We start from the raw sequence: 19202 nt of genomic DNA on the forward strand, positions 1-19202 counted from the left end.
TGTCATGAGCCGATCGAAGTTAGCGAAGGCCACCATCACGCCGGGCGAGCCCGCTGCGATCTACTGCCGGATCTCCCACACCAAGGACGAGGATCAGACCGGAGTCGACCGCCAGGAACGCATCTGCCGGGAGGTAGCCGAACGGCTCCAACTCCGCGTCGAGGCAACCCACGTCTACGTGGACAACAACCGTTCGGCGTGGCAGCGCAACCGCAAGCGGCCCGGCTGGGACGAGATGTTGAAGGTGATGGCAGAAGGAGGGATCCGGCACGTCATCGTCTACCACCCCGACCGCCTCATGCGTCAGCCCAAGGACCTCGAAGAGTTGCTGTCGATAGCCGACGACAAGCGCGTACTCCTGCACGGAGAGGCGAACCGACGCGATCTGTCGGACCCCGACGACCGGTTCATCCTCCGCATCGAGGTGGCCCACGCGTGCCGCTCTTCTGACGACACGTCGCGACGGTTGAAAGAAGCGCTCAAAGACAAGGCGCGCGAAGGCAGGCCGCATGTGGGCAACCGTCCGTACGGCTACACCAGCAACGGTCAGGCGATCATCGAGGAAGAGGCGGAGATCGTCCGCGAGGTCTTCCGCCGGTACCTGGACGGCGAGTCACCCATGGGCATAGCCCAGGACCTCACAGTGCGAGGAGTGTTGTCGTCCAAGGGCAAGACGTGGCAGCCGGAGAACGTCCGCCATCTGCTGTCGTCCAACTTCGTGGCGGGTGTGCGTATCCACCAGGGCGAGGAAGTGGGAACCGGGACGTGGCCCGCCATCATCGATCGCGGTCAGTGGGATGAGGTTCAGCGGTTCCGGGAGTACCGGGCCGCACAGGCCAAGGACAAGCAGAAGCGCCCGACTCGGTACTACGTGCTGCGCGGAGTGGTGACGTGCGCGTGCGGGGCCCGCATGGCCGGCACCAACAGCGTCCGGTACGCCTACTACCGATGCACTCGCGCCGATGACGTCGATCAGCAGAAGTGCGATCGATCTGCCTCTGCGGTCCCTCTCGAAGCCTTCGCGCGGGATGTCGCGATCAGGGTCCTGACCAACTTGGACACGGCAGGCTACGAGCCAGCCGCGACCACGCGTCCCGAGGCCGATGTTCTCGCCGACGAGAAGGATCGGGCGAAGCTGGAGGAGCTGAAGCAACTGTGGCTCACGGACGACGACTTCACGACCGCCGACTTCCATGCCATGCGCGCCGTCGTCCTCAAGCGGGTGAAGGAACGTCAGCGGAAGACCGTGAAGAGGCCGGTCGTCGTCCTGGAGGGCATCGCCGGGCCGGACGCCGAGACCAACTGGCAGAGGCTCGAAGAGGCGGAGGACTACGCACGCATGAACGCGATCTATCGGTTCCTGTTTGCCGCCGTGGTCGTCCACCCGCCGACGAGGAGGGGTAGAGGGTTCGACACTGGCCGGGTGGACATCAAGCCGAACCCGCTGGACTAGTCAGAAGGAACGGGAGTGGTGAGCTACACAGCTCGCTAACGGTGGCCGCACTCTTCTTAACGCCCTCCTATCACCGCCGGTGATCTCTGATAAGTCCTCAGGGGTAGCCTTGTTCGATCCACGACAACGGGGGCGTGAAAGCATGTCGTTCGATCAGGAGTGGGCGGAGTTGAAGGCGAAGGCCGCGATGCGGCTGGACGGCGCGCCCGACATGGATCCCGGCGGACCGTCGCCCGGAGGCGCCGACCTGATCGTCAAGTCCGACGACATGGGGAAGATCGGCCACGCCGCGTTCCTGCTGCACCAGCACTTGTCGAGCGCCGGCAAGCATGCGCAGTCCCACACCGAGGCCGCCGCGAAGAGCCTGGAGAGCGACGGCTTCGACATGGGCGCCGCTCTGGCCAAGGCCGGTGAGGGCTGGCAGGGGCAGCTTCAGGTGCTGCTCGATGCCTGCGCTCAGATCTCCAACCACCTCGACTACTCGGTGAAGTCGTCGAAGCAGGATGACCAGTTCGTTGCTGCGGAGATGCAGGTTTCCAAGATCTCTGAGTACCTGGATGTGCCGTCATCCACCTCGGATTCCGACGCACCCCATGTTCCGAATGCGGAAGGTCCCATCATGTGACGGCTGGTCAGCGTGGGGATCAGGGATTCCGAGAGCGGATCGGAACCCTTCGGAATTCGACGGCGTCGACGCCGGGAACGGCAGGGGGCTGATGCCGACATTCAAGGAACTCTTCCATGTCAATCTCTCGGCCCTGCAGTCTGCGGCCGCCGACTGGGCTGCCATGGCGGTGCTGCTGAACAAGGTCGCCAAGGAGGCCGGGAACATGCGCAGCCTGGCCCAGGGCACCGAGTGGAAGGGCGAGAACGCCTCCGTCACCAGGCCGTTTGTCGTCCGGGTGTCGGACGAGTTCACCGACACCGTCACTGAAGCGGAGAGCATCGGAAACCTGCTGAGTTCCGCGCACGACAAGATCAAGGCGGCGAGGAACGACCTGAAGGTTCTCTGCGAGAACCCGCCTGCCGGCATCACGATCCATGCCGACGGCACGCTGAGCCATAGCGTCCAGCCACAGCGTATGTCGCACGGGGATCCCCAGGTAGTGGTGACGCAGGACGACTTCGATGCCCTGCAGCGGCGCATCGAGGCGATCCTCGGCCGGGCAGCGGAAGCAGACTCGACCTGTTCTTGGGGCCTGTGGCAACTGACCAAGGACAAGCACGAGTTCGGCAGCACGTACTACGGCTCTCTCAAGGACGCGAGGACCGACGCCCAGCAGGCGCAGCGGACCCAGACGGACTCGGAGGAGTACACGCCGCCCACGAAGTGGGGCAGCGGCACCATCAAGCCCGTTGCCGAGTTCCTCGGTTACCGCGCCTGGATGGATGGCGGCGAGGCGCTCGTGAAGGGAGATATCAATGGAGCGGTACAGGGCGCGATCGGCGGCGCCCCCGCTGCGGCCGGCGGCGAGGCCAGCAAGCACCTCGCCAAGGGCGCGCTCCTGAGCGACGTCACGGGAAAGCACCATCGCCCCACGTTCATCAACACGATCGGCAAGTTCGGGGAGAAGATATTCGGCGTGCCGGTCGCCGTGGTCGCGACGGGGGTCGACTTCTACTACACGCCGCCTGGTGCGAACAAGGCACCAGGTGACACCCACGTCGACGCCCCGGCGGAACCAGGAAAGGTGAGGTACCGATGACACACTCCGCTGGTCCGCCCACGCGCGGGCGCCGCCGCCCGGACCTGCGGCACTGGCTGAGACCCCAGAGCCCGCGAACAGTCGTCATCGGCATGTGTATGGCTGTCGGTGGGTTGGCCGGTGGGGTGCGTTATGCGGTGGACGGAAGGGGTATCTGGACGGCCCTCGGCATCCTCTGTGTGGGGATTCTCGGGGTACTCATCGTCGTGAGCTACTTCGTCAACCGTGCCGACCGCTGAGAGCCGACACTGAGCCCCTTGGAATCGATCACCTAAGACTCCTTCCGTATAGGGCCGAGGAGCCGTACAAGTCGCGTAGCGCTCTTCGGCCCTATATGTGTGGGGAACTTGGCCGCCTGGCGCTCGACGGCCCGCACCCACTGCTCGTTGCGGTATCTGGTCACCGGGGCGCCTCACGCTCTTCGCGGGCGACCTCTCGGTTCATGGCGATGTCTTCGGCGATTCCAGCGGCGATGAGTGCGGCGCCGGGGGTGTGGCCGGAGCCGACGTAGCGCCAGTTCCGTTCGGTGATCGCGTCGGGGATGTCGACGTGGCCTACGTGGTGGGCGCGTTCGGCCCGGAGTGCTGCGTATGTCGTCGAGTAGGCACGGGACTTGGTGAGGATGTGTCCCCGGTACCCGAGCGTGTGTGTCCAGGTGCGGAGGTGCAGAGGCTCGTACGCGGGAAGAACTCCGAGGCGCCAACAGGTGCGCATGAGGGTGCGGACGTGTTCGCTGACCGGTGCCAATTCGACGTCGTCCCAGGTGGTCACCCTGTGGTCGATGCCAGCGCCGGTCTCGCTGGCTCCTTTGGTGACGTACTTGGCCACGTACGCGGCCACGGCGTCATCGTCGGGTCCATCACCGTCAGCGCGCAGTGGGCGTGCGTCGACCTGGGCGCCCCAGCACAAGGCCAGTTCACCCACGGCCGGGCTGTAGGGCGTGTGGACCAGAACCCGCCGAGCCGAGGCACGTACGGCATCGATCAGCCGGTCGGCCGTGCCCCAGGCAGGGGGTTCGTCGTCGGGTCCGGCCGGGCCGTCGAGTCGGACGACGGCATGGACGTGGACGGCCGCCCGCTTCTGGTACTCGGCGACGCGGGCGAAGGACAGTCGTGCGTAATCGGCGAAGCGGGACTGTACAAGGCCGGCCGAGGAAGCGAAGCGCCGCCGGACGTCGATGACGAAGCGGTCCCACAACTTGGAGGCGTGCGCGTGCCACAGCACGTGGCCGGGGTAGTCGTAGCAGTCGGCGCACAAGGGTTGGCCGACGAGGAGATCGTTCGGGGCGTGGACTGCGGCGCAGCCGAGGTGGCGTCCGTGTTCGCAGGTGCCGCCGTCGCGGCGGGGACGGCACCGATCCCCTGCACCGTGGACCGGCCCGAACGACGGGGCGGTCAGGGTGACGAAGAGCCGGGGTCGGTTGCGGACGGTGGTGGGAACGTTCTTGCCGCCCACAAGACCCGCGCGAACGAGGTGGAAGGTGTCCCCGGCATGGAGGCGGGAGCAGGGGGCGCAGACGGTTGCGCGTCGGTTGCGGCAGCGGACGAGGAGGCGTTCGCCGGGTTCGTTGCGGGTGTCGTAGTGGTGGAGGATCTCGCCGGTCGTGCCGTCCAGGGTTGTGGTTGAGCCGGAGAGGTGGATGGGGTGTGTGCAGCCGCCGGTTGCGGTGATCTGCTCCAGCCAGCGCGGGAATTGGGGGTCTTGGGCGATGCGTATTGCGTCGAGGTCTGTTTCGGGTATCTGGCGCAGGCGCGCCGCGCGGTCGAGGACGGCGCGCCTGTCAGCCGGGGTGTAGTCCGGGGTGATGGTGGTGACCTTCCGGGGTGGGCCGCCGTAGCGGCACGGGTGATGGTGGGTGGCCCGTAGTCGGTCATGGGGATCACGTCCTTCTGGGTTGGTGGTGGGGGTGGGTCAGCGGATGGTTCCGGTGCCCCGGCAGACGCGGCAGCGGCGCAGTCGTCCGGTCCAGGTCCTGCGGGCTCCGTCGCCCTTGCAGAACGGGCATCTCACGCGAGACATGGGCATGGTGGGTCCCTTCTGCTCAGGTGTGGGAGAAGCCGCTGATCATCCAGATGACGAGGCCGTGGATGGTGAACACCACGGGGGTCTGGCCGAGGTAGACGCCGAAGAGGCCGACGCAGACCGCTTCCCAAGCGCGCACGTCGCGGGAGCGGACGAGGAGGACGGTGATGATCCCGAAGATCACCGCGAACGTGAACGCCGTACCCTCACTGATCACATCTCCGCTGGTCACTTGATGTCTCCTTCCAGCGCCGCAAGCGCACGGTCCAGGGCAGGCAGTTCGGGGGTCATGCCGGAGTACTTGCGGGCCGTCGACACGGCCTCTCTGGTCGAGGTCAGGTGCGAGCGGGCGCGGCTCCAACCGCCGTCCGGACCCGTGCACACGGCCACGCCGCGTTCCTCCGCCGTGATCGTCTGTGCGACGGCGACAGCGTCTTTGTTGAGGTCGCCGAGGGTCATTTCGGCGGTGCCGGGGTCGTTGACGCGGTGGCAGATCCGTCCGCCGAGTTGGGCGCGCAGGGCGGTGACGCCGGGGCCGAGGTCGGAGCCGACACGTTGGCCGGCGACGACCAGGTGCAGGCCGAGCGCGGCCCCGAGCTGACCCAGCCGCAGCAGGAGCGTCGAGCACTGCTCGGCTTCCGCCTTGCCCTCACGGGTCCCGTCGGACAGGTACAGCTCTGCGATCTCGTCGACGATCACGACGACGGGTATCGGGCGGAGCTTGTCGGGCAGCTCCCAGATCGAGCGCACGCCAGCCGTCCGGCACGCGCTCATCCGGTCCTGCATGTCGACGACGAGCGCGGACAGGATGGCGACCGCTTCGCGCCGGCAGGTCGCCAGCGCGCTCAACCGGTTGGTGAACAGGCCGAGTTCCATGCCGCCCTTGCAGTCGATGCCGACTAGGGCGACGGGCTGTGTGGCGAGTTGGGTGATGAGCCGGGCCAGCAGGGTGGACTTGCCGGAGCGGGTGGCCCCGGTGATCAGCCAGTGCGGGACGAGGCGCAGGTTCATGACCCAGGCGCCGCCGGATTCCAGTGCGCCGATGAGCGCGGACAGTAATTCGGCCGGGGCGGTGGCTAAGCCGGGCCGTTGCAGTGGATCGCTGACCATAGCGGTCAGCAGCACAAGGCCGCGTTCCGGCGAGGTGACCCGCACTGCGTGGACTCTCCACGCGTGGACGAGTGCGTCGGCCGCCTTCATGTACGTCATCGGGGTCTGCCCCGCGTGCAGCCGCACGGTCACGGTCAGCACCATGCGAGTCGCCCGCGGGAACGAGACCCGGGGTGCCACCGGCCGTACCGGATCGCCCTTGACGATCAAGTGCCCGACCAGCGTGCGGGCCGGGAGCTTGGACACGGACAGGTCGTTGAGCAGGGCGACCCGGCGCCAGGTGAACAGCACCCGGCACGCGGTGACCGGGTAGCCGGCGATGTACCAGTGCCAGGCCGGGCGGTGCCGGCGCACCAGGTCGCCGACGACAAGCAGCCAGGCCAGCACGGCCAGGGCGAGGGCGAGCAGGATCGGTCCCATCACGCGTCACCGCCCTTGCTGTGCGCGGGAGTTGCGTGCACGGGGGTGATGGCGTCGGCTCGGAAGCTGACGCCGTGCCGGTCGCCCATCGACCACATGAACGCGGTCAGCCCGGTGACGCGGACGACCTGTCCCTCCTGGATGCCCTTCGGTTCGCCGCTCACGGCGATCTCGATGACGGAGATCCGGCGTCCGTCCTGCCGCACGGTCACGGCCACGGTGTAGACCGGGTTGCCGTCCCGGTCCTTCTTCACCTCCTGTGTCTCGAAGTTGCTGATCTTCGTTTCCGGGGCGATGGCGCACCGCAGTACGCCCAGTCGCGCCGTGTCCACGGGAATGGACTGCATGTTGTGTGGCCTCCTTGGCCAGTCAGGACGCCTGACATATTCAGACGTCACTTGTCCTTACGAGTTACGACTATGAGGCTCTGTACGGCGAGAGCGCAAGTACTTATGCTGACGAGTGATGTCGCGCGTGCGACGTGACTATGACCTCGACCCGGAGATGCCGCCATGTCGGAGATCCAGCGCCCCGGAGCCCTCTACCAGCAGGTAGCCGCAGCCATCCGCGAAGCCATCCTGTCCGGCGAGTTCGCTCCGGATGCGATGCTGCCGTCAGAGGCCCAGCTCATGACCCGCTACGGGGTGTCCCGCCCCACCGTCCGCAACGCCATCGCGGCACTGCGCGCGGAAGGCCTGATCGATGTCCGGCACGGCAAGGGCAGCTTCGTACGCTCGGACGGACAGCCCGCGCTCACCCTCGAACGCCGCATCAGCCACAGCAGCGAGGGCAAGTTCGTGATGCCCAACGGCGACACCTGGCAGGAGGCCGAACAGCCGCACACCTACCGCACCTACACCACGAAGGACACCGGCCGTCTCCTCCAACTCAGCGAGGAGGAAGCCCTGTTCGGCTGCGACCGGCTGCTTGCCGACCCTGACACCGGAACGCGTGCCATGCACCGGACGCTGATCCCGTTCGAGGTCGCCGAGGCCGTCCCGCTGCTCGGCAAGGAACCGTGCAAGCCCCCGGCAGCGATCTACTGGGTCCTCACCCAAGCCGGACACAAGCTCACCTGGACCGAGACGGTCCGCGCCCACATGCCGCTGCCCGACGAGCGCACCACGCTCCAACTGCCGGATGCGACGCCGATCCTGCACGTGACCCGCACCGCGCACGGCACCGATGACCGCCCGCTGATCCTCGAAGAGCTGCGCGTCGGTGCGGACCGTGCCGAACTCGCCTACCGGATCACCGCCGACAAACAGCCCACCCGACGCACCCGCACCTGACCTCAGACGGGCATCGGTCGAAACAGTCTTCACTTCCTCAAGGGCGCGCCTGCGGCGCGCCGGGGCGCCCGGCCGCCCCGGCCGGGCGTGCGGCGTGGCCGCCGGTCCCGTCCGGTCGGCCCACGCCCCGCACCACAGCACACCCAAGGAGTCGATGCGTCGAACGGCCTTCACTTGCCGGGGTGTTGGGGGCTGGGGGTCGCCGGCTGCCGAGACTTTAGGCAGCTCCCATGGGGCGAGCCTCGAAGAACAGGGGGCCGATCGGGCTAAACGCGGGCAGGCTCCAAGAGACTGCCCGATCCGCCGGCGAGCGTAAGGCCCCCTGTTCACTCGCCCCATGGCAGCTACCGCCCAAAGTCTCGACACCCGACGACGTGCCCACGTACCGCGCTCACCAGCAAGACGACGCGTCACCGCACACCGCCGTCGCCATCCGCGAGCGCCTCCAGGAGACCGGCGAGCCGATTCACCGCCCCCGGCCAGCCCGCCACCCGCACCACACCGCGCCCCTCCTCATTGGTCGAGGCGACGGCCCGCAGTTCGGACAGCTCGAACCCGACACCAAGCAACGCCCGGTTCAACCGATCAGCGACCTCCCGAGCCTCACGCCACCCCTGCACATAGTCGACGCCTGCCACCCACAGACCGGAGTCCATGCCGTCGACGCCCAGACCATCTCTCAGCCAGTCCTCACCCGCGCCAGTCACCGCGTCCACCTCAGCCCCTCTTGGTTGACGGATCGTCAACTCTCTTGATTTCAGGGCCAGAAGCGACGCAGCGCAGCGGCCCCGGTACCATCAGGCACCGGGGACCGCTGCGTCCCCTGCCGGGCCACCCTTCGCTTTCCACGGCTGACGGGGTGGCCCGGTTTCGGTCTTAAGTTGTGAAGCGCGGCCCCTCAATCGGGAGGGGAGCTCCCGGAGGTGCCGAGGAGCCGCGCTCCTTGGCCGAAGGGGTCAGACTTCGGCCGGGGTCCGGGCCGCTGCCCACTCCCGATCGCGAGGGAGTGAAACAAGAAAGCGGCGGTCCGGCATCTTTCAGGCCGAGTTCTCAGCCCACAGCCGGTCGAGGTCCAGGCGGCACCACACGGTCTTGCCGCCTCTGTCTTGCGGGGACCACCACACTGCGTCGGCCAGGCGCTGAACGATCAGCAGCCCGCGTCCCCGGTCCGGCAACAGCGCTTCCGAGAAGTCGCCGGCGAGATCCGGCGAGACGAACTCACCCGCCGCAAGCTCAGGCGGAGTCGAGTCCTCATCCGCGACACCGATCACGAGCACCTCGGGCCACGTCATCAGCGACACGTCGATTCGCCGGGCGGCACCAGGAATCGCCCTGGAGTCATCCGGCACCGCGTGATGTACGACGTTGCCGACCAGCTCCGACACGATGAGCTGCGAGTCCTCGATCGCGTGCCCCAACTCCCAGGTCCGGAGGTAGGACCCCACCATGTCGCGGGCCGCTTTGCCGCAATCCGGCGATTCGGCGAAGAGCGTCATCGCTCGGAAATGTCCGGTGGTCGGGTCGTACGGCGAGCGACGTGGAGCACCTGTCGTCGAGGCGTTCGCCGAGTGTTTGCTGTGCTGCACGTCCACCGCGTTCCCTCCCGAGCACTGAAGGGCCCTTTGGCCCTCCGATCTGTGCCGACCAGTGAACGACCCAGGCCGCGCCGCCGGGAGCGTCCACCAGGGGGTTCACGTGAACACCGGCAAACGCAAAGGGGGTTCGCCAATGAACCCCCCAGGGCGTTACTCCTGTGACACGATGAATACTCGCCGTCATTCTCGGGTTGGCAGGGGAGCATGAACCGAGAACCAAACGCGCAGTTGATCGCGGTCATGGACGAAGCGAAGGTCTCGAACAAGGGCCTTGCCAAACGCATGACAGACGAGGGCGCCCAGCGCGGCATGACCCTGGGAACGACGCACGTCGCCGTGAAGCGCTGGCGAGAAGGCGCAGGCATCAGGCCGCAGACAGCGGCACTCATGGCAGGCGTTCTCTCGAACAAGCTCCGCCGACGCATCACCCCGGGCGATCTCGGCTTCTTCGACCACACCAAGTCGACGGCCCCCGAGCCTGTCGGCTACCCGAGCACGGTTCCCGACGTCCTGTCCATGCTCGACGGACTCACCCACGAGCATGCCGACGCCCCCGCTTCGGACTCACTGGCCGTCGCGGACGCCGACCTCAACTCCGCCGTCCTGTCATGGATGATCGCGCGCCCCGACGGCATCCAAGTCGACAGACCCGATCAGCGACGCGTCGGCATGCGCGATGTCCGCGCGATCAGAGAAGCCGCCGGCCTGTTCATGCAACTCGACTTCAAGTACGGCGGAGGCCACGGCCACAAGGCACTACGCCACTACTTCCGCGAGGACGTGTTGCCGCTGCTGAACGCGAGCTACAGCGAGAAGGTCGGCACCTCGTTATTCGGCGCAGCCGCCGAGATCTCCCAGCTGCTCGCATGGACCGCCTACGACGTCGGCAACCACCGCCTGGCCCACCGCTACCTGACCTCAACACTGCGTCTGTCCCAGGTCATCGACGACCGCATGTTCGGCGCCCGCATCCTCGGCAACCTCAGCCACCAGGCCAACTACCTGGGCAACCACGCCCAAGCCATCCAGCTTTCCCGCGCCGCAGTCGAGAGCGCCAAAGGCCGGGCAACTCCCCGTGTCATGGCCTTGAGTTCGGCGATGGAGGCCCGCGCCCTGTCCAACGCCGGTCATCCCAGTGCGGCGGGGCGCGCCATGAACGAGGCCGAGCGCTACTTCGAGCGTGCCGATACCGCCGAAGATCCCGCCTGGATCAGCTATTTCGACCCCGCAGAACTGATGGGTGAACTCTGCCACTGCTTCCGCGACCTCAAAATGCGCCGAGACGCCGTCGCACAGGCCCAGCGCGCCGTGGACAGCACCGACCCTAAGTACGCCCGAACCCTGGGCTTCTGCCGCATGGTGCTCGCCCAAAGCCAGCTACTCAACAGCGAGTTGGAAGCCGCCGTCACCACCGCGAGCCTCGCAGTCGACGGCGGCGACTCCCTCCAGTCCAACCGCTTCCAGCGCTACGTCACCGACTTCCAGAACGAAGTCAGCGTGCACGCGGCGAACCCCACCGTGGCTGCCTTCAACGAGCAGGTGCGCGACGCGCTCAACCGCCTGGACGAGGATGACGAGTAGCTGCTACCAAGGCCGCCAGTCCCGAGGCCCATCGTCATCACGCAGTCCAGCGATACGCCGGCGGTACTCGGCCGCCGTCCCCTCGTCCTCCTGCACGTTCTGCATCAGCCACGTCGTCATACCGAACTCTTGGATGCCGCGCAGCGTCTCGTACCCAGGCCAGTCGTGCAGGTCCCGCCCGTAGGCGGCCACGAAGTCGGCGTACTGCTCGTCGGTCTGCCAGCCAAGGCTGTGGTGCTCCACGGACGTGACCATGAGATCCCACTCAGGGTGGTCGTAGCAGAACATCTCGAAGTCGATCAGAATCACACGGTCCTGGTCGTCCACCATGAGGTTCTGCACGTGGGCATCCCCGTGCACCGGCCCCTTGGGCGTCTCGAACCTCAACTCGGCGTACTTGTCTTGCAGTTCGCGCCAGCGCTTCCGCAAGAAGACCTTGTCATCGTCCGGGATCACCGCCCGATCAAGCCTCAGCGCCTGCTTGTCGAAGGGGTCGTATGCCGGCAGCACGAGACCCTCAGGCACAGTCAGCGAGTGCAGATCCCGCAGGATCCCGCCCAGTTCTCCGTACGTCGCCTTGCGGTCCCCCTCGACGATCAGATGCCAGAACGTCACTGGGTGGCCATCGATCAAGAACGGCTGGTCCAGGTCCTCGACGATCCGAGCGGCCGGGAGCCCCTCCTCTGCCAGCCACCGCGACACGGCAACCTCGACGCGAGCTTTGGGCAGCCACTCTTCCCCCCGCGCCACGCGAACGATCACCGGCACGGAGGTGAGCCGGAACAGCGCGTTCTCACCGAGGCGGATCAACTCAGCGCCTCTGCCGTCGAGTCCCGCAGCCCGACACGCGGCAGCCATCACCCGCGCAGCCCTCGCCGAAGTGAACCCCTCTTCTGTGCGAGCAGCGTCAACCGCCATGCCCGTACCAGCTCCCCTAGTCGCGCGCGATCAACCGGCGCACGCCTGCAGGTGACCAACCCGATGTGCACCGGACACGACCTCGACCGTACCCGCATCTGTCCCCGCTACGACTGCCGCTTTCCCGCGACCAGACATTATGACTCATCCACGAGTTAATGATCTTGCCGTGATCTACCCTATGTGTGACCGACACACGTGAAGCGAGGAGAGCCACAATGACGGAGCGCTTTGCACAGACCGACCTCGTCCAAGCGATAGCCGCAGTACGCGAACAGCTTAAAGAAGCTGCGGCACAAGCAGAAACAGACGACATTCAATTTGAAGTCGAAGGACTGGAAATTGAATTCCAGATTGAAGTCCGGCAAGACGATAAAGCAAAGGCAGGAGCGAGGGCCTGGGTTATCAGTGCGGGCATAGAAACAGGACAGTCCAAGAGTGAATCAAATCGAGTCAAGATCACCCTCAAACCTCAGACGTCTTCGGGAGGTAGCGTACGAATATCTGATGATACCGATTCCGCAAGCAAGGAATTCCCGTTTAACTAAGACTAAGTGCGCCGAAAACGCTAAGGGGTCCCATACAAATGGACGCTGAGAGGATTGTGGCAGTCCGCTGCGCTCAGAAACGGGGAAGTGGTTTTCTCATCACCCCCCGGCTGATCCTCACGGCTGCACACGTCATACAGGTCAGTGAACGGGAAGACGGGGAACCTGCTCAGATCACAGCCTTGGCATCCATCGACGCAGGCGTCGTTAAGTGCGATGTTGTATGGCAGCCTACCGACGATGATCGTTTTCTCGATGCCGCCCTTCTCCTAGCCAGGAGTGATGCTGTACTTCCGGAGACGGCTCAACAGTTCACGCCGATCACGTGGGGGGAGTTTCACAACCTAGAGCCTCGTAGCGGCTGTTTCGCTACAGGATTTCCAGTGGTGGGACGCAGAGAGAGCATGCGTCCGCGAGCCGAACAAATCTGGGGAACGCTAGCCCCAGGCGCGGGAATTGGCACTGGACGCTATGTACTTAGCACTGAAGCATTTCCTCCCGCAGCGAATAAGAATGAGAAATCGCCCTGGGCCGGACTATCCGGGGCGGCCGTATTTTTTCGAAAATCTTTGATCGGCTTGGTCGTTGAAGATGACAGCCCAAGCACATGGAGGCATTCAAGAGTAAACGTGCTGCCCGTCGCAAAGTTACTTGAAGACACATCTTTCCATGAGGTCCTCACCACGATTATTGGGAGAAATGTCTTCATTAGCGGAGTCTCAGACGAGGAAATAATCGATCAAGCATTTGAGGATAGGTACGCTCAATCTGTGCGTGCGGAACACGGGAAGATTCGTCTATTCGGTCTTGATCTATCTCGTTCTACAAGCAGAGGACTAGACCTTGATACCGCCTACTTGAATCTGGAAGCAGTATCAAGCGACGACAGTCATCAGGAGCTTTTCGCTGAAACGCGTGTCGATGCATTATTGAAGGGCAAGCAGCGTATCCTCCTGCGAGGGCAAGCCGGATCGGGGAAGTCAACCCTAATTCAATGGATAGCGACTAAGTCCGTCGCGGGAGCCCTTGAAGGCAGTCTTTCCTCTTTGAATGGGCGCATTCCATTCGTACTCCGTCTGCGAGCCATGTTCCGGCTTGACAAATTGAGGCCAAACCCTAGCGAGTTCCTGCATATCGGCAGCATTCCAATCGCAGACGATCAGCCGATTGGTTGGGCAGACCGTGTAATGCGAGACGGGCGCGCCCTACTTTTGGTCGACGGGATGGACGAGATCCCAGATGAAAATCGGCATGAAGCACGAGAATGGCTGGGCTGGATACTGGAACACTACCCGACCGCATGGGCGCTAGTGACCGTTCGCCCATCAGCAGTTCCGCGTAACTGGCTTGCCGACTATGGCTTTCGAGAGCTAATGCTGTCTCCCATGGATCGCGCTGATCGTCAGATTTTCATTGATCAGTGGCATAAGGCAGCACTTGTGGAAGTTTCTCCTGCCGCTGCAAGCGTCATGGAGCTCGAACGTGTAGCACGCGAGTTGAGCGACCTACAAAAGGGACTTCTCAGAAGCCTAGAGGTCTCTCCCCAACTTGCAGTACTAACAGACAGTCCACTGCTGTGTGCCATGATATGCGCTTTGCATAGGGACAGAAACGGCGCGCTACCAAGTGGTCGAATGGAGATTTACCGGGCCGCGCTAGGAATGCTAATCGCGCGGCGCGATCAAGAACGACTGGTCGACTTGCAACTCGAAGAAGACGAACATCGATCCCTGCTCCAGGAGATTGCAGCTTGGCTAGTCAACGAAGGATTAGTCGAAGGTGGAAGGACTGATGCCATTAACCAGATCTCTAGAATTCTCCCTAGTCTCCATAGAGTGCATCTTAACTTCACGCCAGAGGAAGCCTACGATCACGTTGTTGACCGAAGTGGGCTGATCACGGAGACCAGCACCGAAACTTTCGAATTTATTCATCGAACCTTTCAGGATTATCTGGCGGCGCAAGAGTTCAAAGAAGCTCGGAGCTTTAGCATGCTTGCTAGGCATGCGAATGACGAGCAATGGGATGATGTCATTCGCATGACTGTTGGGCATTGCGATCACAGAGACCGCGCTGATCTACTGAAACGACTTGTGGAAGCCGGCGACGCAACGGAAGATAGGGTCCTCAGGCGTCGGATTCACCTGCTAGCGGGAAGTTGCCTTCCTTATGCCAGCCGATTGGATGGCCAGGTCAGAGAAATGGTTCTCGCTCGTATCAGCGCTCAGCTTCCAGAGTCGGCTGTAAATACCCACGAGGCCGAGAAGCTGGCGACTGTCGGAGATGACATCATCTCGCTAATCCCTCTGACTGGGGTGAAGCCGTGGGCCCTGGAGGTACTGAGCCGGCTCCGAAGCGATCGAGCATTTGATTTCCTTCGAGAAATATCAGGAAACTTGGATGATATTTGCCTGCAATACCTGGGGGGCATTTGGGATTCGTTCGATACTGAGCGTTTTTCAACAGAGGTGCTAACTCGCGTAAACTGCAAGAAGGTTCGATTTTGGGTCGATGACCCATTGCAACTTAAAGAATTGAGTAAGCTCGGACAGCTTGGGGATGTTGCTCTGGACTGCCTTAGGCAATCGAATATTCTTTCAATTCTCAAAGAATCCCCTCTGCAGGCGTCTCGTTTCTCGGTAGTAAACGCGTCACGTCTCGACAACGTAGACTTCATTCGATCCATCAGTGGCATCGAGAGCCTCTCGCTCCTTGGCTGCCGACCTCTTTCGAATTTGTCGGCAATCTCGGAATTGAACCTTAAATCCCTCACAGTGGTTGATGCTAGTCGCTTTCGGCAAATTGATCCACCTGTTGACATTTCAGGGGTCCTAGAAGGTCAGGGCGACCTCGTAGAACTCGGACTAGGGCATGGTGAGCTACGTTCACTTCAACCTGCTTTGAGCCTGCAACGCGTTAGTAATTTGACAATTTGGAATCCAGGGCGCGGCATTAAAGATCTTTACCGTGCCGCAGAATTGTTCCCCAACGTGGAGGTTTTGGAGCTTCGGCTAAACCACAGCGAAAAGCGACAAGTTATTGATGTGTCACCTTTCGCAGATAGGAAGCGTTTTCACCTAATCGTCAAATGTCAAGTCTCACCAGTGATCAGAGGAAGAAAAAAGTTTGCCGATAATTGTCTCAGAGTCGATGTGATCCTCTAGGGAAAATATGGTTGTGGCTGCGCTTGGAAGGTGGCACCAACCCGCCCAGCAACGACGAACTGTGCGGGCGATTGGCTGCATGCCCCGAGGCGTAACACGCAGCGCCAGGAGACGCCCAGTTCTCACCCTGCCCTCCAGCAAAGCCATTACCGCATCAGCACGGGTTGACCGACGCGTCACCCGGCGCGGCGACGGACATGCGGGTCGCGGAGTGGGCGATCAGCCGATGTAGTAGCCCTCGACGTCCGCGACCACGTTCACGGTGCCGCTGCTGTTGTAGATGTCGATCGAACCGTCGGAACCGACCGGGACCAGGGTCAGGTTGGCGCGGGTGGCGCCGGTGGCGAGGTTCAGGGTGGAGCTGGCGGGCAGGGTTGATCCGTCGGCGTAGGCCGAGAGCCAGGTGCTTGTGGTGGGCTTGACGCCGGTCAAGTTGACCAGCACCGCCTTCGCTCCGGCCGGGATGCCGCCGTGCCCCGCCACCTTGACGCTGAGCTTGGTCTTGGCACCGAGTGTGCCCTGGGCGACGCCGGTGCCGTTGCGAGTGTCCAGCACCCGGGTCGGCGAGATCGGGAAGTAGGGCGAGCCCAGGGCGGCCGGGGACGTCGTCTGGTCGGAGACGACATAGCCTTCGACGTCGGCGATCAGCTCGACGTTGCCCGTGCGGTTGTAGAACTGGACCTGCCCGTTGCTGACCGGCGCGACGACCAGGTTGGCGCTGGTCTGCCCGGCCGCGAAGTCGAGTACGGAAGTGGTGGGGACGTCGCCGGAGGTCGGCTCCAGGGCGACCCAGCTGGACGCGGTGGCACTGGTCTCGGTGACGTTGAGCAGAACGGCGGAGGCGTTGCCGGCGCCACCGGCCGGCAGGGTGAGCGTGACCAGCCCGCCCGGTCCGGCTTTGCCCTTGGCGGTGCCGATCCCCGTGCGGGTGTCCAGCACCCTGGTCGGGCCGCTCACCTGGACGAAGCCCGTCCCGCCCAAGGTGGCCGCGGTGGTGCTGTAGTAGCCCTCGACGTCACCCACCAGGTCGATGCTGCCCGCGTTGTTGTAGAGGTCGACGTAGCCGTCCGAGGCGACCGGCACGGTGACCATGTTCGGCGTGACCTGGCCGGGGCCCAGGTTCAGGTTGGAGGCGGTCGGCCGGGTGGTGCCGTCGGGGTAGGCGGTGATCACGGTGCTGGCCGAGGCGTTGACGCCGGTCAGATTGAGGGCGACCGCGGTGACCCCGGTGGCGGGGATGCCGTTGACGCCCGCGACCTTGAGTCGCAGCACCGCGCCCGGGCCGACCTTCGCCTTGGCGGCGCCGGTGCCGTTGCGGGTGTCCAGGATCCGGGTCGGCCCGAAGGGTACGAGTGCGCTGCCGACGGTGACCTGCCGGGTGGTCGTGGCGGTGTTCCCGCCGTCGTCCTTGACGGTCAGGGTGGCGGTGTAGGTGCCGGGCTTGGCGTAGGTGTGACCACCGAAGCCGCTGGTGCCGAGATCGGCGGCTGAGGTGCCGTCCCCGAAGTCGACTCCGTAGTCGGCGATGCTCCAGTCGTCGGTGGTCCCGGAGGCGTCCGCCCGGACAGTGAGACTGCTGGACGGACGGGCCTGGCCGAGCGACAGGGCGGGTACCAGCGGAGCTTCGGCGGCGACGGTGACGTAGGCCTTCTTGCTGCCTGCGACAGAGGCCCCGGCGGCCGTGGTGGCAGTGACCGTGACGGTGTACGAGCCGATCGCACTGTAGGCGTGGGCGACGCTGGGGGCGGCGGACACCACCGGGGCGCTGCCGTCCCCGAAGTCGAATGTGTAGCTGGTGATCCCAGTCTTCCAGGGGTTGGTCTCGTCCGCCGTGACCGTCTCGGACAGCGGGGCCGGCCCCTTGGTGACGGAGACGGCCGCCGCCACCTGGTAGGGGTCCTGGTATTCGACCGCGCCGCGGTCGTAGTAGCCGGCACCCGTGCCGGTGTCGGCCACGAGAGGGTCGTCCACGCGGGCTTTGCCGTTGAAGTCGGTGCCGAGCTCGTCCGGTGCGCCGGCGTCGGCGGAGTCGATGAGCGGGGTGACGTTCAGGCTGGTCGTACCGGCAGCCACCGCGACGTACAGCTCGTGCTTGCCCTGGCCGGTCGCGGCCTGCAGATCGGCGGCGGTGGCATAGGTCTGACCACCCCAGCTGTAGAGCGCGCCGCCGGACTCGGACTCGAAGACGTTGTAGTCATAGATGGTCGCGCTGGTCGATCCGGAGGACACCACCACCGGCGTGCTGGTGCCGTAGGTCGCGCAGCCGCCCGAGGTTCCGAGGAAGAAGGCGTTGTTCTCGACCGTCGAACCGGAGGAGGCACCGGTGAGGGAGACAGCGGTGTTGCAACCGCCGTTGTCGGTGAAGGTGTTGCCGACCACAACCGTGCCTGGCGCACCTGCCGCGTTCACGGGCGTGTTCTTCCCGTAGGAGAACTTGTTGCCGGTGATGACGGTCCCGCCGGCCCCCGCCGCGATGTCCACGCCGTCCTCGCCCGGTGCGGCATCCAGCTGGTCCCGGCTCAGCGTGACCGTGCGGCTCTGCCCGTCGATGCCTACCAGTGAAGGCGAGTAAACGCCTTCGAGATGGTCCCCGTCCAGCGTGACGCTGTCGGAACCCTCGACCGCCACGACCGGTGCCTGAGCGTTCGTCCCGATGAAGAAGCCGTGCAGGGCCACGTCGTGCACGTAGTCGAAAGTGAGTCCTGGGCCGGAGCCGTACAGGGGTGTGACGATCGAGGTCACCACCTTGCTCGTGCCGGTGGTGATGGTGAGGGGGGCACTCGCGGTACCCGAGGTCTTCACATCGAGAGGCCCGAAGTTCCCCTTGACCACCATGACCGTGTCACCTGGCCGCGCGGTGTCGACGGCGGTCTGCAACGAGCAGTAGGGCTGGGCTTGTGAGCCCGCGTCGGCTGCGCTGTCGGAGCAGTTCGACGTCGAGGTGTTGTTCACGTACAGCGTGCTGCCATCCGCGCGGGCGGCGGATGGAGTCAGCGCCAGGCCCGCGCCGAGAAGGCCGACTACGACCGCGAAGGCCCCGATCGAACGTGGCGGCACTGTTCCCCCAGTTTTCACATGATGTTGCTGGCAATCCTGTCCGGTCGCCGAGGGGTTGACCAGGTTCCGAGAGTATGGAGATCACCAAGACGTCGGTCTGTGTGCACGGGTGCTCGACACGGTGGCCCGGTTCAGGGGTGACTGCTACCGGCAGCGAGAATCCCCACATCACAACGACAAAGTCGAGGGAGGACCCGTGGCCAGACCGGTCCCGCGTCACGCCACAGCCCTGTACGCAATATCCGCGATCTGTGCCGCCATAGGCGCGCTGCTGTGGGTACGCAGCCAGACCAGCACGCCCCCCACTCTGCACTCCTCTTCCTACGGGTCCTTCCT

The 19202-nt window shown here is 64.5% G+C and carries 15 protein-coding genes; 7 read left to right on the plus strand and 8 right to left on the minus strand.

Translation table 11 applies throughout. The annotated features are described in order from the left end of the window. Nucleotides 1-4 precede the first annotated feature (4 nt). The 3 genes from R2B38_RS16115 to R2B38_RS16125 all read left to right on the plus strand — a co-directional run bounded on the left by R2B38_RS16115 (nucleotide 5) and on the right by R2B38_RS16125 (nucleotide 3159). Entirely contained in the window at nucleotides 5-1453 is a 1449-nt protein-coding gene (locus tag R2B38_RS16115) for a recombinase family protein (RefSeq protein WP_318021698.1), read from the plus strand. 142 nt (nucleotides 1454-1595) lie between these two features. Then, nucleotides 1596-2078, plus strand: coding sequence for a hypothetical protein (locus R2B38_RS16120; RefSeq protein ID WP_318016851.1), 483 nt, complete (start codon nucleotides 1596-1598; stop codon nucleotides 2076-2078). A 91-nt stretch (nucleotides 2079-2169) separates the two neighbouring features. Beyond that, nucleotides 2170-3159: a hypothetical protein gene (locus R2B38_RS16125; protein WP_318016852.1), complete on the plus strand. Its 990-nt coding sequence runs from the start codon at nucleotides 2170-2172 to the stop codon at nucleotides 3157-3159. Nucleotides 3160-3558: 399 nt separating this feature from the next. Here R2B38_RS16125 and R2B38_RS16130 read toward each other — a convergent pair whose 3' ends face one another. The 4 genes from R2B38_RS16130 to R2B38_RS16145 form a co-directional block, all read right to left on the minus strand. Then, nucleotides 3559-4908: a replication initiator gene (locus R2B38_RS16130; RefSeq protein WP_318021699.1), complete on the minus strand. Its 1350-nt coding sequence runs from the start codon at nucleotides 4906-4908 to the stop codon at nucleotides 3559-3561. 292 nt (nucleotides 4909-5200) lie between these two features. Beyond that, nucleotides 5201-5398, minus strand: a complete 198-nt coding sequence (locus tag R2B38_RS16135) for a hypothetical protein (protein ID WP_318021700.1) — start codon at nucleotides 5396-5398, stop codon at nucleotides 5201-5203. Nucleotides 5399-5409: 11 nt separating this feature from the next. Continuing rightward, a complete protein-coding gene (locus R2B38_RS16140; RefSeq protein ID WP_318021701.1) occupies nucleotides 5410-6711 on the minus strand; it encodes an FtsK/SpoIIIE domain-containing protein in 1302 nt (433 codons plus the stop codon). Further along, nucleotides 6711-7058: a hypothetical protein gene (locus R2B38_RS16145; protein WP_318016853.1), complete on the minus strand. Its 348-nt coding sequence runs from the start codon at nucleotides 7056-7058 to the stop codon at nucleotides 6711-6713. Before R2B38_RS16145 ends, R2B38_RS16140 begins: the two co-directional genes overlap by 1 nt. Nucleotides 7059-7223: 165 nt before the next feature. On the opposite strand from R2B38_RS16145, the gene R2B38_RS16150 reads away from it, so the two are divergent. Then, complete coding sequence (locus R2B38_RS16150; protein WP_318016854.1) at nucleotides 7224-8003, plus strand: GntR family transcriptional regulator; 780 nt, start codon at nucleotides 7224-7226, stop codon at nucleotides 8001-8003. A gap of 410 nt (nucleotides 8004-8413) precedes the next feature. Here R2B38_RS16150 and R2B38_RS16155 read toward each other — a convergent pair whose 3' ends face one another. Together R2B38_RS16155 and R2B38_RS16160 are read right to left on the minus strand one after the other, a co-directional pair. After that, complete coding sequence (locus tag R2B38_RS16155) at nucleotides 8414-8710, minus strand: hypothetical protein (RefSeq protein ID WP_318021702.1); 297 nt, start codon at nucleotides 8708-8710, stop codon at nucleotides 8414-8416. Nucleotides 8711-9040: 330 nt separating this feature from the next. Then, on the minus strand, nucleotides 9041-9595 hold the full coding sequence (locus R2B38_RS16160) for an ATP-binding protein (protein ID WP_318016855.1): 555 nt from the start codon (nucleotides 9593-9595) through the stop codon (nucleotides 9041-9043). A 207-nt stretch (nucleotides 9596-9802) separates the two neighbouring features. Between R2B38_RS16160 and R2B38_RS16165 the strand changes: the two genes are divergently transcribed. Next, nucleotides 9803-11179: a sporulation protein gene (locus R2B38_RS16165; protein ID WP_318016856.1), complete on the plus strand. Its 1377-nt coding sequence runs from the start codon at nucleotides 9803-9805 to the stop codon at nucleotides 11177-11179. Between the two features lie 3 nt (nucleotides 11180-11182). Here the strand turns inward: R2B38_RS16165 and R2B38_RS16170 are convergent, their stop codons facing one another. Beyond that, entirely contained in the window at nucleotides 11183-12097 is a 915-nt protein-coding gene (locus tag R2B38_RS16170) for an aminoglycoside phosphotransferase family protein (protein WP_318016857.1), read from the minus strand. A 218-nt stretch (nucleotides 12098-12315) separates the two neighbouring features. On the opposite strand from R2B38_RS16170, the gene R2B38_RS16175 reads away from it, so the two are divergent. After that, the gene (locus R2B38_RS16175) at nucleotides 12316-12645 is read left to right on the plus strand and encodes a trypco2 family protein (RefSeq protein WP_318016858.1); all 330 of its coding nucleotides are present in this window, start codon (nucleotides 12316-12318) and stop codon (nucleotides 12643-12645) included. Between the two features lie 38 nt (nucleotides 12646-12683). Continuing rightward, a complete protein-coding gene (locus R2B38_RS16180; protein ID WP_318016859.1) occupies nucleotides 12684-15809 on the plus strand; it encodes an NACHT domain-containing protein in 3126 nt (1041 codons plus the stop codon). Nucleotides 15810-16028: 219 nt separating this feature from the next. On the opposite strand, the gene R2B38_RS16185 is transcribed toward R2B38_RS16180, so the two are convergent. Further along, nucleotides 16029-18866, minus strand: coding sequence for a PKD domain-containing protein (locus R2B38_RS16185; protein WP_318016860.1), 2838 nt, complete (start codon nucleotides 18864-18866; stop codon nucleotides 16029-16031). Nucleotides 18867-19202: the final 336 nt, after the last annotated feature.

This window comes from Streptomyces sp. N50 (assembly GCF_033335955.1).
GTDB lineage: Bacteria > Actinomycetota > Actinomycetes > Streptomycetales > Streptomycetaceae > Streptomyces.

Bases quoted from the DNA above. Each gene is read 5' to 3' on its own strand.
- R2B38_RS16150 (WP_318016854.1), top strand. From the start codon at position 7,224: ATGTCGGAGATCCAGCGCCCCGGAGCCCTCTACCAGCAGGTAGCCGCA.
- R2B38_RS16175 (WP_318016858.1), top strand. From the start codon at position 12,316: ATGACGGAGCGCTTTGCACAGACCGACCTCGTCCAAGCGATAGCCGCA.
- R2B38_RS16165 (WP_318016856.1), top strand. From the start codon at position 9,803: ATGAACCGAGAACCAAACGCGCAGTTGATCGCGGTCATGGACGAAGCG.
- R2B38_RS16170 (WP_318016857.1), bottom strand. From the start codon at position 12,097: ATGGCGGTTGACGCTGCTCGCACAGAAGAGGGGTTCACTTCGGCGAGG.
- R2B38_RS16125 (WP_318016852.1), top strand. From the start codon at position 2,170: ATGCCGACATTCAAGGAACTCTTCCATGTCAATCTCTCGGCCCTGCAG.
- R2B38_RS16145 (WP_318016853.1), bottom strand. From the start codon at position 7,058: ATGCAGTCCATTCCCGTGGACACGGCGCGACTGGGCGTACTGCGGTGC.
- R2B38_RS16115 (WP_318021698.1), top strand. From the start codon at position 5: ATGAGCCGATCGAAGTTAGCGAAGGCCACCATCACGCCGGGCGAGCCC.
- R2B38_RS16120 (WP_318016851.1), top strand. From the start codon at position 1,596: ATGTCGTTCGATCAGGAGTGGGCGGAGTTGAAGGCGAAGGCCGCGATG.
- R2B38_RS16180 (WP_318016859.1), top strand. From the start codon at position 12,684: ATGGACGCTGAGAGGATTGTGGCAGTCCGCTGCGCTCAGAAACGGGGA.
- R2B38_RS16140 (WP_318021701.1), bottom strand. From the start codon at position 6,711: ATGGGACCGATCCTGCTCGCCCTCGCCCTGGCCGTGCTGGCCTGGCTG.